The sequence below is a fragment of the Streptomyces albus subsp. chlorinus genome (genome assembly GCF_013302895.1).
Classification (GTDB): Bacteria; Actinomycetota; Actinomycetes; order Streptomycetales; family Streptomycetaceae; genus Streptomyces; species Streptomyces chlorinus.
On sequence record NZ_VJOK01000001.1, the window covers coordinates 1978384 to 1990354 of the forward strand.

An 11971-nucleotide genomic window follows, 5' to 3' on the forward strand; every position below is an offset into this window, starting at 1 on the left:
CATGCCCGTCCCCTCGGCCCGGTCACCGCTCACCACGGGTTCCGTCGCTCCCCTGTGCCCACTCTCGCGTGCGGTGCCCACTACTGCCTCTTCTGCTTCTCGTACGCCGTGCCCGCCGGTGCGGGCACTGCCCCAGTCTCGCCCCTCGGCGGCGCCCGCGCACTCGCCCAGGCTGGAGTTCCGGGGGTGGACCTAGCACCACCCCCGGGTTCTCCTTTTGCTTCTCCGGGCAGGGGTGCCCGGCGGCTGGGGCGGCCCGTCCGCCGTTCCTAACGTCGTGTCCCGGTCAGCGACGGGCCGGAGAGCCGGCCCCACCGAGAGACGGGGGCACCCATGACCAGACCACCGACCGGTTCCGTCCAGTCCGGCCGGCCGCCCCGCGCGGGGCTCGCCGCGCGGCTGGGCGGCTGGAGCACCCGGCACCGCAAGACGGCGGTGTTCGGCTGGCTGCTGTTCGTGGTGCTGGCCGCCGCGCTCGGCGGGATGGCCGGACTGACCGGGCCGACCGACACCGAGCAGTCCGTGCGGGATTCGGCGCGCGCGACCGCGATCCTCCAGGACGCGGGGATCGAGGAGCCGCCCGCGGAGTCGGTGATGGTCTCCGGCCCGGGGAAGGGGGACTGGCGGACGGCCGCCGCCGAGGTGGTCCGGGCCGTCGAGGGGACCGGCGAGGTCCGAAGCGTCCGCGAGCCGCTGCCCTCCCGCGACGGACGGGCGGCGCTGATCGGCTTCCGGATGCGGGGCGACCCCGACGGGAGGGACGAGAAGCCGGTCACCGAGGTGCTCGCCGCCGTGGACAAGGTCCGCGACGCCCACCGGGACGCGGGGGTGGAGATCCACCAGTACGGCGAGGCCAGCGCGGGCAAGTGGCTGCACCAGATCCTCGGGGACGACTTCGCCAAGGCCGAGTGGACGGCCGTGCCGCTGGCGCTGGGCATCCTGCTGGTGGCGTTCGGGGCGCTGGTGGCGGCGCTGCTGCCCGTCGCGCTGGCGATCACCGCGTTCCTGGCCGCCAACGGCCTGCTCGCCCTGGTCTCCAGCCGGCTGCACATCGACGAGACGACCAACTCCGTGATGCTGCTGATGGGGCTGGCCGTCGGTGTCGACTACTGCCTGTTCTACCTGCGGCGTGAGCGCGACGAGCGGGCGGCGGGGCACGACGCGGAGACGGCGCTGCGGATCGCCGCCGCGACCAGTGGCCGCGCGGTCCTGGTCTCGGGCCTGACGGTGATGGTGGCGATGGCGGGCATGTTCCTGTCCGGGCTGCTGCTGTTCAAGGGCTTCGCCGTCGCGACGATCCTGGTCGTCCTCATCGCGATGCTCGGCTCGGTGACGATCCTGCCCGCGCTGCTGTCCTGGCTGGGCGACCGCGTCAACGCGGGCAGGGTCCCGTTCCTCGGGCGCCGCAGGGGCGCGCGTGGGCACCGGTCCGCCGGGCGGGTCTCCGGCGCGCTGCTGCGTCCCGTGCTGGCGGCGCCGGGGCTGTTCGCCGTGCTGGCCGCCGTGGTGATGCTCGCGCTGGCCGCGCCGGCGCTGGGGATGAGGACCGAACAGCTCTCCCTCGACAAGCAGATGCCCGAGGGCGCTCAGCTGCGGGTGAGCGCCGAGAGGATCGCCGGGACCTTCCCCGGCGGCCCGGCACCCGCGCGCGTCGTGCTGAAGGCCGATGACGTCCGCTCGGCCGGGACCCGGGCCGCGCTGGCCGATTTCACCCGTGCCCTGCGTGCGGACGGCGAGCACTTCGGCCGGGGCGTGGAGACCGAGGTCCACGCGGGCGCCGACGTCGCGGTCATCGACGTCCCCCTGGCGGGTGACGGCACCGGCAGCACCTCCTTGGCGGCCCTCGACGTCCTGCGCCACCGGATCGTGCCCGAGACGCTGGAGCCGGCCGCTTCCGAGGGAAGGGTCTACGTCACCGGAGAGCTGGCGGGTTCGAAGGACTTCAACGACCAGCTGAAGGACGGCATCGTGCCGGTGTTCGTGTTCATCACGGCCGTCACCTTCCTGCTGATGCTCGTCTGCTTCCGCTCGGTGCCCGTCGCGCTGGCCTCGATCGTGCTGAACCTGCTGTCGGTGGGCGCCGCCTACGGGGTGATGACGGCGGTCTTCCAGCACGGCTGGGGGGACTCGCTCGTGGGTACGGAGGCCGTCGGCGCGGTCGAGTCGTGGATGCCGCTGTTCGTGCTGGTCGTCCTGTTCGGCCTGTCGATGGACTACCACGTCTTCGTGGTGTCCCGGATCCGTGAGGCGCACGACCGGGGCGCGGGCACCCGGGAGGCCATCCGGGAGGGCGTGCGGGCGACGGCCGGGGCGGTGACCGGAGCGGCCGCCATCATGGTCGCCGTCTTCGCGGTCTTCGCGACGCTGTCGATGCAGGACATGAAGCAGATGGGTGTCGGTCTGGCCGTCGCCGTGCTGCTGGACGCCACCCTGGTACGGATGGTGCTGCTGCCCTCGGTGATGATGCTGCTGGGCGAGCGGAACTGGTACCTGCCGCGGTGGCTGCGCGGGCTGCCGCGGTGGCTGCGCGGGCTGCCGCGCCTGGAGCACGGCGAGCACCACGGGGCGGTGCCCGCTCCCCCGCTGCCGCGGGACGAGTGGGACGCGGTGCCCTACGAGCGGCTCGCCGGGACCGCGTCACCGGACGGGGCGTCACCGCGCCCGTAGTGGTGGGTGGTGAACATGTACAGCAGGCCCGTCACCAGGACGATGCCGCCGCACAGCAGCACGATGTAGTTGGAGTACCAGGGCTCCTCGGGGGTGCGGGCCCAGCAGATGTTGACGATGGCGAAGATGCCGTAGGCCAGCGCCGCGACGTTGACCAGCAGGCCCCACCGGCCCAGCGTGAACTCGCCGGTGGCGCGCCATCCCTTCAGCCGGGCCCGCAGCGCCGCGAGGACGACCATCTGGAAGGAGCCGTAGATGCCCAGGATCGCGAACGAGACGATCTTGGTGAGGGCGTCGGCGGAGATGAGCGAGCCGAAGGCGATCAGGCCGGGGATGACGGCGGCGACCAGCAGGGCCACCTCGGGGACGGCCCGCTTGTGGGAGAAGCGGCGCAGCAGCTGGTGGCCGATGACCATCCGGTCGCGGGCGTAGGAGTAGATGAGGCGCCCGGCGGCGGCCTGGAGGCTGATGGTGCACGAGAGGAAGGAGATGAGGACGACGGCCATCACCAGCCGTGCCCCCGCCTCGCCCAGCGCGTCGAAGAGGAGGTTGACCACGGGGTCGGTGTCCCTGCCGGAGATCACCGCGTTGTAGTCGGTGACCGACAGCAGCAGCGACCCGCAGGTGAAGGTGGCCGCCGCACCGCCGACGTAGATGGTGCGGCGCATCGCCTTGGGGATGACGCGGCCGGGGTGGGCGACCTCCTCGGCGGTGTCGCCGCACGCCTCGAAGCCGTAGTACTGGTAGAAGCCGATGATGGCCGCGGCCAGGAACACCGGGGCGTAGGAGCCCTCGCCCTGGGTGCCGTAGGTGTCGAGGATGACGCCGACGCCGTGGGCGCGGTGGGTGGCCAGCAGGTAGACGCCGACGATGAGGGCGCCGATCAGCTCGGCGCTGAAGCCGATGATGGCGGCGAGCGACAGCGCCTTCGTCCCGGCGTAGTTGATCAGGGCGGCGACGACGATGAGGACGACGGTGCAGATGACCGTGGTGTGCACGCTGGAGTCGAAGCCGAAGAGGATGGCGATGTAGGGGCCGGCGCCGTAGGCGACGCTGGTGATGGTCACCAGGAGGGCCCACATGTAGACCCAGCCGGTCATCCAGGCCCAGCGCATCCCCCACAGCCGCCGCGCCCACGGGTAGACGCCGCCCGCGATGGGGTACTGGGCGACGACCTCGCCGAAGACGAGGGCGACGAGGAACTGGCCGCAGCCCGCCAGCAGGAACGCCCAGATCATCGGCGGGCCGCCCTCGGCGAGTGCCGAGCCGAAGAGGGTGTAGGTGCTCACCACGGGCGAGAGGTAGGTGAAGCCGAGGGCGAAGTTGGCCCAGGGCCCCATCTCCTTGCGGAACTCCGAGCCGTGCTCCTGGCGGCCTCCGGGGGCGGGAGCGTCGGCCGTGCCGGCCATCAGCGTTCGCTCCCGTCGGGTGCGGGTCCGGGCCGCCCGAGGATCAGGTCGGCGGCGCGCTCGGCCACCAGCAGCACCGTCACCATGGGGTTGATGGTGGGCATGGAGGGGAAGACGGAGGCGTCGACGATCCGTACCCCTTCCTGGCCGCGCAGCCGCAGCAGGGGGTCGACGACCGCTGCCGGGTCGTCGGCGGCGCCCATCCGGCAGGTGCCGGCGGGGTGATAGACGGTGTGGGCGACGCGCCGCCCGTACTCGGACAGTTCGGCGTCGGTGCTCACCCGCGGGCCGGGTGCCACCTCCTCCTTGAGCCAGCCGCGCAGCGGCGCCGTCCTCGCCACCTCGCGCGCCAGTCGCAGTCCGTCGACGATGGTCTGCTCGTCGTGCCCGTCGGGGTCGGTGAAGTAGCGGAAGTCCAGGGCGGGATGGTGTGCCGGGTCGGCGCTGCGCAGCCACAGCCGCCCGGTCGAACGGGCCCGCGGCACGTTCGGCGTCATGCACACCCCGTGCGCAGGGACCCGGTAGCCGAGGCGTTCGGTGTTGACGGTGAACGGCACCTGGTAGAAGTGCCACATCAGGTCGGGCCGCGGCTGGCCGGTGTCGCGCCGCACGAAGAGTCCGGCGTCGGAGTCCATGGCGGAGTTGGGCGGCAGCGGTTCGCGGGTCTCCCACACGATCACCGACTCGGGGTGGTCGAGCAGGTTCTCGCCCACGCCGGGCAGGTCGGCGAGGACGTCGATGCCGAGGGCCCGCAGGTCGTCGGCGGGTCCGATGCCGGAGAGCAGCAGCAGGCGCGGGGTGTCGACGGCCCCGGCGCACAGCAGCAGTTCGCGCTCGGCTGTCACGGTGCCCTCGGTCCCGTCCGCGTACCGCACCCGTACGCGGGTGAGCCGTCCCGCCGCGTCCCGCTCCAGCCGGTGGGCCCAGGTCTCCAGCTTCAGCGTCAGGTTGGGACGGTCCATGACGGGGTGCAGGTAGGCCACCGAGGCGGAGGACCGCTTGTTCGTCGCCGGGTCGTAGGCGAGGGAGAAGAAGCCGGTGCCGTCGGGGAAGGGCGCGCGGTTGAAGTCCTCGACGACCGGCACGCCCAGCGCCTCGGAGGCGGCGGTCACGAAGTCCTTGGCGATCGGGTTACGGTCGGCCTCGGCGACGGGCACGATGTGGTTCTTCAGCCGCCTGCGGTAGGGCAGGACCGTGACCGGGTCCCAGCCGGCGCAGCCCATGGCCACCCACTCGTCCAGGTCCTCGGGGAAGGGCAGGAAGCTGATGAGGGTGTTGTGGGAGGAGCAGCCGCCCAGCACCCGGGCGCGGGAGTGGACGATGTGCGAGTTGCCGCGCGGCTGCTCGGTGGTGGTGTAGCCGTAGTCGTACACGGTCTCCAGCAGGTTGATCCAGTTGCGCAGCCGCAGCACGTTCTCGTCACCGACGTCGCTGGGACCGCCCTCGACGACGCACACCCGGCAGTCCGCGTCCTCGCTCAGCCGGTCGGCCAGTACGCATCCTGCGGTGCCGCCGCCGACGATGACGTAGTCAAAGGCGCTGTCGTTCATACCGGCTCCTTCAGCCCTTGAACCAGCCGGAGGGGGCCGGGTTGAGGTTCTGGTAGATGTGCTTGGCCTCCTGGTACTCGCGCAGTCCGGTGGGGCCCAGCTCGCGGCCGATCCCGGAGCGCCCGAAGCCGCCCCACTCGGCCTGCGGCACATACGGGTGGAAGTCGTTGATCCAGACCGTGCCGTGCCGCAGCCGGTTGGCGACGCGCTGGGCGCGGCCCGCGTCGCTGGTCCACACCCCGCCCGCCAGGCCGTACTTGGTGTCGTTGGCCAGCTCCACCGCCTCGTCCTCGGTGCGGAACCGCTCGACGGTGACGACCGGGCCGAACACCTCCTCCTGGACGACGCGCATGGAGCGGTCGCAGTCGGCGAAGACGGTCGGCAGCAGGAAGAAGCCGTCGGCCAGTTCCGGGTCGTCGGGGCGGCGCCCGCCGGTGACCAGCCGGGCGCCCTCCTCCTGGGCGATCCGGAGGTAGCTCTCGACCTTCTCCCGGTGCTCGGCGGAGGAGAGCGGGCCCGACTCGGTCATCGGCTCCAGGCCGTTGCCCAGCCGGATGGCGGCGGCCCGGGCGCCCAGCTCCTCCACGAACCGGTCGTGGACGCCGTCCTGGACCAGCAGCCGCGACCCGGCGGAGCACACCTGGCCCGAGTGCAGGAACGCGGCGTCCAGCGCGTAGTCGAGGGCTGCCGGGAAGTCGGCGTCGTCGAAGACCACGTTGGGGTTCTTCCCGCCCAGCTCCAGGGCGAGGTTCTTCACGCCGGGCGCCACGCTCTCCATGATCTTCCGCCCGGTCGCCAGCCCGCCGGTGAAGGAGACCAGGTCCACCTCGGGGTGGGTGGTCATGGCGGCGCCGACGGTCGCGCCCGAGCCCAGCACCAGGTTGGCGACCCCGGGCGGCGCGCCCGCCTCCGCGATGAGACGGACCAGGGCGAGGGTGGACAGCGGCGTCGTCTCGCTCGGCTTGAGCACGAAGGTGTTGCCCGCGGCGAGCGCCGGCGCCACCTTCCAGGACGCCTGGAGGAGGGGGTAGTTCCACGGGGCGATCAGGGCGCAGACGCCGACGGGGTGGTAGACGACGCGGCTGAGCACATCGGGGCCGACGTCCACGATCCGGCCGCCGTCCTTCCCGGCCAGCTCCGCGAAGTAGCGGAAGGCGTTCGCGACGTCCTCGATGTCGATCCGGGCCTCGGCCAGGGTCTTGCCGGTGTCGAGGGTCTCGGTGCGGGCGATCTCCTCCTTGTCGCGCAGGAGGAGATCGTGGACGCGGTGGAGGACGTCGGCGCGCTGCCGGGTGGGGGCCGCCGACCAGTCCTCCCGCTCGAAGGCCCGCTTGGCCGCCCGTACCGCCATGTCGACATCGGTCTCGTCCGCCTCGTCGACCGTGGTGATCACCGAGGCGTCGAACGGATTGACCACCTCCCGCCGCCCGCCCGCCGCGGCCTGCCGCCACTCCCCGTCGATGAACAGCTCAGCCATCGCGCCCGTCTCCCTCGCTCGGTCCTGACCGGGGCACGATGGCGCGGGCCGGGCGCGGCGGCCACGGGACGCACCGGGAGCGGCTGCGTCCGGGGCGATAATCGGCACCGATGGGGCAATGCGGTGATCCCCCGTACGGAGGCCGGGGCCCGCGGGGTGGGCCAGGAGCCCTGGGACCGGGGCGGTCTCCCCCGCCGGCGGTGCTTCTCCTAGGGTGCCGGGTATGAGGTTCGGACTTCTCGGCACCGGTCCGTGGGCGGACCGTACGCACGGCCCGGCACTCGCCGCGCACCCGGACGCGGACCTGGTGGGCGTGTGGGGGCGCAGGCCCGAGCCCACCGGCGCCCTCGCCCAGCGGCTGGGCACCCGCCCCTACGCCGACATCGACGCCCTGTTCGCCGACTGCGACGCGGTGGCCGTCGCCCTGCCGCCGGACGTCCAGGCGCCGCTCGCGGTGCGCGCCGCCGACGCCGGGTGCCACCTGCTGCTGGACAAGCCCGTCGCCACCACGCCCGAGGGCGCCCGCGCGGTGACCGAGGCCGTGGAGCGGAACGGTGTGGGCTGCGTCGTCTTCTTCACGCTGCACTTCTGCGCCGCGACCGCGGAGTGGCTGCGCGACCTGGCCCCTCCCGGCGACGCCTCCCGGCCGCGGCCGCCGGACGGAGGCTGGCAGGTGGGCCGGGCCGACTGGCTCTCCCCCGTCTTCGGCGGCGCCGACTCGCCGTACGCCGCCTCCCCCTGGCGCCGCGAGAAGGGCGCCCTGTGGGACGTGGGACCGCACGCGCTGTCGGTCCTGCTCCCGCTGCTCGGGCCCGTCGAGACGGTGACGGCCGCACCGGGCGGGGCCGGCGACACCGTGCACCTCGTCCTGCGGCACACCTCCGGGGCCTCCAGCACCTGCACGCTCAGCCACTCGGTGGCGCCCTCGGCCGCGGGCGTCACGGCGGAAGTGCGGGGCACGCGGGGCATCGCCGAGCTGCCGGTGCGGGACGAGGCCCCGGCCGTCTCCTTCGGCCGCGCCGTCGACGCCCTGCTCACGGCGGTCCGCACGGGCCAGGAGCACCCGTGCGGAGCGCGCTTCGCCCAGAGCGTCACCTCGGTCCTGCACGCGGCCCAGGAGCAGCTGGCCGGGGCCGGCGTGCCCGGCCGGTCCGGCGCCTGAGGCCGCGTCCGCACGGCCGGGCCCCCGGCGCCGGCAGGTGGCCGCACCGTTCGGGTGGTCCGCCTGCCGTCGGCGAGGGCCGGCCGCCGACGAGGGTCGGCCGCGCGGAGGCCGGTCCGTGGCGGGATCAGGGGCGGCGGGCCGCCAGTACCGTCGCCGGCGGTTCCTCCTCCGTCGTCACCGTGACCTCAAGGCCCGCCCCCGCCAGTACGCGGGCCGCCTCGGGTGCCTGGGCCGAGCTGGTCTCCGTCAGGAGGGTGCCGCCCGGGGCGAGCCACTCCGGGGCCTGGGCGGCGACCCGGCGCAGCAGGGCGAGTCCGTCGGGGCCGCCGTCGAGGGCGGGGCGCGGCTCGTGGTCGCGGGCCTCGGGCGGGAGGAGGGGGAGGTCACCGGTCGGGACGTAGGGAACGTTGGCCGTCAGCACCTCCACCCGTCCCCGCAGCCGGGTGGGCAGCGGTGCGAACAGGTCGCCCTCGTGGACGTGCCGGCCGGGTCCGGCGAGGTTGCGCCGTGCGCAGCGTACGGCGGCGGGGTCGATGTCCACGGCGTGCAGTTCGCCGCGTCCGCCGCAGGCGGCGAGCAGCGCGGCCCCCACCGCTCCGCTGCCGCAGCACAGGTCGACGACGAGCGGCGCCGCTCCCTCGGGTACGCACGCGGCGGCCCGGCGCACCAGGAACTCCGTGCGGGGGCGGGGTACGAAGACGCCGGGGCCGACGGCGATCCGAAGCCCGGCGAACGCGGCCCAGCCCAGGACGTGTTCGAGGGGTTCGCCGGCGATGCGCCGGGCGGCCATGTCCGCCAGTTCGTCCGCTCCGCGCGCGGTCCGGCACAGCAGCCGGGCCTCGTCCTCGGCGAAGACGCACCCGGCGGCGCGGAGCCGCGCGACCAGCTCCGGCGCGTGCGAGGCGGCGTCCAGGGGGCTGCCGGGCGGGGTGCCGGGAGGAGTGGGGGTGCGGGCGGGGATGGGGTTGGGATCGGGGTTGGGGTCGGTGTGCTGCATGGGAGCCTTCCACGTCGGAGCGCCCCCGCCGCTCACGGCGCCCCTCAGCCGGCGAGGGGCCGCCGGGCGCGAGGCGAGAACGCGTTGCCTGCCACAGCGGAAATGCGTCTCACCTCCTTGTCTCCGCGTCGTGTCCGGACCGTCTCCCGGTCGTGCTCCGGGTCGTCGTCCCGACGTCGCTCGAACACCTGTCGGCGACCGTCGCACAGTACCCCGCCGGGCGCGCGGGCGCACGCCGGTCTTCCCCGGGCCTGCGGGCCGCCCCTCCCGGTGCGTGGGAGGGGGTCGTCAATAAGGCGTGGACACAAAGGAGTTGACCATGTGAGATGGGCACGTCACACGTAACGGGGAGATGTTCGTGTCATGTGGTGATGCGTACGGCGCCGCCGCCATGCCCCGCGCGGTGGCGGTCCGTACCGCCCCCGCCGTTCGGGGGCACTCCCCCACCCGCCGCGTCCGGCGCGGCGGGAGCCACGGAAAGGAAACTCCCATCAACAGCAGCTCAGACAACCTCACGCCCCGGTCCGCGCGCGGGACGGGCCGCGGAGCAGGCCGCGGGAGGGGCGGGGCCGCGCGGGCGGTGTCCCTCTCGGCGCTCTGCCTGGGGCTCGCCGCGGCGGGCACGACCGGGACGGCCGCCCACGCGGCCCCCGCCTCGGGCACCTCGGGTGACTCCGGCTACCAGACGAAGATCATCGGCGGCCACGAGTCCACCGAGCAGTACTCGTTCGTCGTCTCCCTGCAGAAGCAGCGCGGCGACGACCCGGACGGCCACAGCTGCGGGGGCACCCTCGTCTCGGCCGGCTGGGTGCTGACGGCGGGCCACTGCGTGACCACCACGGCCGGGGTGAACGACCCGAAGCTGTACCACGTGCGGGTCGGCTCGCTGGACCGTACGCGGGGCGGTGAGGTCGCCGGGGTGAAGAAGATCGTCGTGCACCCGGGCTACACGTACGCCGACGACCGGGGCAGCGCGCACGACCTCGCCCTGCTCCAGCTGTCCTCGAAGGTCTCGAAGAAGCCCGCGCCGCTGGCGTCCCGGACCCCCGCGGCGGGCGAGACCGTCCGGGCGACCGGCTGGGGCTACACCAAGGCGACCGGCAACGACCCCTCCCAGCTCCCCGTGATGCACCGCGAGGTGGACCTGCCGGTGCTGGCCCCCGACACGCCCAAGTGCGCCTCCAACGAGACGGACGGGGACGCCTGGGGCATCCGCGAGGGCGACTTCTGCACCGACAACCCGGGCGGCAACGCCGGGACGTGCGGAGGCGACTCCGGCGCGCCCGCCCTCAGCAAGGTGCACGGGCGCTGGCAGCTGGCCGGCGTGACGAGCCGTTCCGTCGGCGACTGCGCCTCGACGCCCGACATCTACCCGAGCGTCGCCGAGCACCGCGGCTGGATACGCGGCACCATCGGCTGACCCTCCTGCCCGCGAGGGGCGCCCCCGTCTGCCGCGAGGGCGCCCCGAACCCTGTGGGGCGCGCGGCCTTGCGAGGGCGTCCCGACCCCTGCGAGGGGGCGGGGGCTTCCCGTCCGGTGGGAGCCCCCGCCACGAGGGGCCGGCTCGTCGATGGCCGCACGGCCACATGGCCGCACAGCCACATCGCCGCACGGGCCGCACGGCCGCACGGCCGCACGGGGTGGTCGCCGTCACCATGCGGGACATGACAACCCGCAGGAACCGGTAGATTCTTGAGCGACCCGCCGCCGTCCGGCGCACCCCGCAGCGAGTTTGGAGCTTTCCGTGCGTGTCGTGATCGCTGAGGACCTGTTCCTGCTCAGGGACGGACTCGTGCGGATGCTGGAAGCGTTCGACTTCGAGATCGCGGCCGCCGTCGACAACGGGCCGGAGCTGAGCCGGGCCCTGCTGGAGCTGGAGCCGGACGTGGCCGTGGTGGACGTGCGGCTGCCCCCGTCCTTCACCGACGAGGGCCTCCAGTGCGCGCTGGAGGCCCGCCGCAAGCGGCCCGGGCTGCCGGTGCTGGTGCTCTCGCAGCACGTGGAACAGCTGTACGCGCGCGAGCTGCTGGCGGACGGCAACGGCGGGGTCGGCTACCTGCTCAAGGACCGGGTGTTCGACGCGGAGCAGTTCGTGGACGCCGTGCGGCGCGTCTCCGAGGGCGGCACGGCGATGGATCCGCAGGTCATCCAGCAGCTGCTGACGCGGCGCTCGCAGGACGTGCCGATGGGGAACCTCACCGCGCGGGAGCGGGAGGTGATGGAGCTGATGGCCCAGGGCAGGTCCAACGCGGCCATCGCGGCGCAGTTGTTCGTCACCGAGCGGGCGGTGGCCAAGCACACCTCCAACATCTTCGGAAAGCTCGGCCTGCCGCCCTCGGACGACGACAACAGGCGGGTACTCGCCGTGCTCGCGTACCTCGACCGGGGCTGACCGCTTCGTTACCGTGCCTCCCCGTACGTGTCTTTGGTCACATACGGCCGGACAAGCGGCAGACTGCCGCACGAATCCGTCAGGTGGAGGCACCCCCGATGCACGAGCCGATCGACGAGCGCAGAAGATACGACAAGTACGGTCAATCCGGCGAGCCCGCGGTCCCCGGGGCACGCACCCCTCCCCCCTCGCCCCTCACCACTCCCCTCGGCAGGCGTGCCGTCCTGGGCACCACCGGGGCGCTCGGCGCGGGCCTCGCGCTGGGCGGCGGGCAGGCGGTCGCCGCCCAGGCGGCACACGGCGCGGGCGGCCGG

9 protein-coding genes are annotated in these 11971 nt (G+C 73.7%); 5 read left to right on the forward strand and 4 right to left on the reverse strand.

Going from position 1 to position 11971, the window contains the following annotated elements; all coding sequences use genetic code 11:
* Positions 1–333: 333 nt before the first annotated feature.
* On the forward strand, positions 334–2667 hold the full coding sequence (locus FM076_RS08885; RefSeq protein WP_173869374.1) for an MMPL family transporter: 2334 nt from the start codon (positions 334–336) through the stop codon (positions 2665–2667).
* Here FM076_RS08885 and FM076_RS08890 read toward each other — a convergent pair.
* From FM076_RS08890 to FM076_RS08900, 3 genes are read right to left on the reverse strand one after another with little or no spacing between them, the layout of a single operon-like run.
* Positions 2613–4076, reverse strand: a complete 1464-nt coding sequence (locus FM076_RS08890; RefSeq protein WP_173869375.1) for an APC family permease — start codon at positions 4074–4076, stop codon at positions 2613–2615. The genes FM076_RS08885 and FM076_RS08890 overlap by 55 nt on opposite strands.
* On the reverse strand, positions 4076–5626 hold the full coding sequence (locus FM076_RS08895) for a GMC family oxidoreductase (protein ID WP_173869376.1): 1551 nt from the start codon (positions 5624–5626) through the stop codon (positions 4076–4078). Before FM076_RS08895 ends, FM076_RS08890 begins: the two co-directional genes overlap by 1 nt.
* 10 nt (positions 5627–5636) lie before the next feature.
* Positions 5637–7103, reverse strand: coding sequence for an aldehyde dehydrogenase family protein (locus tag FM076_RS08900; protein ID WP_173869377.1), 1467 nt, complete (start codon positions 7101–7103; stop codon positions 5637–5639).
* A 223-nt stretch (positions 7104–7326) separates the two neighbouring features.
* On the opposite strand from FM076_RS08900, the gene FM076_RS08905 reads away from it, so the two are divergent.
* The gene (locus FM076_RS08905) at positions 7327–8265 is read left to right on the forward strand and encodes a Gfo/Idh/MocA family protein (protein WP_173869378.1); all 939 of its coding nucleotides are present in this window, start codon (positions 7327–7329) and stop codon (positions 8263–8265) included.
* A gap of 127 nt (positions 8266–8392) precedes the next feature.
* Here FM076_RS08905 and FM076_RS08910 read toward each other — a convergent pair whose 3' ends face one another.
* Positions 8393–9265, reverse strand: a complete 873-nt coding sequence (locus tag FM076_RS08910; RefSeq protein WP_173869379.1) for a putative protein N(5)-glutamine methyltransferase — start codon at positions 9263–9265, stop codon at positions 8393–8395.
* 580 nt (positions 9266–9845) lie between these two features.
* Between FM076_RS08910 and FM076_RS08915 the strand changes: the two genes are divergently transcribed.
* The 3 genes from FM076_RS08915 to FM076_RS08925 form a co-directional block, all read left to right on the forward strand.
* On the forward strand, positions 9846–10685 hold the full coding sequence (locus FM076_RS08915; RefSeq protein WP_173869380.1) for a trypsin-like serine protease: 840 nt from the start codon (positions 9846–9848) through the stop codon (positions 10683–10685).
* A 324-nt stretch (positions 10686–11009) separates the two neighbouring features.
* The gene (locus FM076_RS08920) at positions 11010–11657 is read left to right on the forward strand and encodes a LuxR C-terminal-related transcriptional regulator (RefSeq protein ID WP_173869381.1); all 648 of its coding nucleotides are present in this window, start codon (positions 11010–11012) and stop codon (positions 11655–11657) included.
* 98 nt (positions 11658–11755) lie between these two features.
* On the forward strand, positions 11756–11971 hold a 216-nt coding region (locus FM076_RS08925; protein WP_173869382.1), incomplete at its 3' end, for a hypothetical protein.

Coding starts and splice junctions, on each gene's coding strand:
- FM076_RS08905 (WP_173869378.1), top strand. CDS start 7,327: ATGAGGTTCGGACTTCTCGGCACCGGTCCGTGGGCGGACCGTACGCAC.
- FM076_RS08890 (WP_173869375.1), bottom strand. CDS start 4,076: ATGGCCGGCACGGCCGACGCTCCCGCCCCCGGAGGCCGCCAGGAGCAC.
- FM076_RS08900 (WP_173869377.1), bottom strand. CDS start 7,103: ATGGCTGAGCTGTTCATCGACGGGGAGTGGCGGCAGGCCGCGGCGGGC.
- FM076_RS08895 (WP_173869376.1), bottom strand. CDS start 5,626: ATGAACGACAGCGCCTTTGACTACGTCATCGTCGGCGGCGGCACCGCA.
- FM076_RS08910 (WP_173869379.1), bottom strand. CDS start 9,265: ATGCAGCACACCGACCCCAACCCCGATCCCAACCCCATCCCCGCCCGC.
- FM076_RS08885 (WP_173869374.1), top strand. CDS start 334: ATGACCAGACCACCGACCGGTTCCGTCCAGTCCGGCCGGCCGCCCCGC.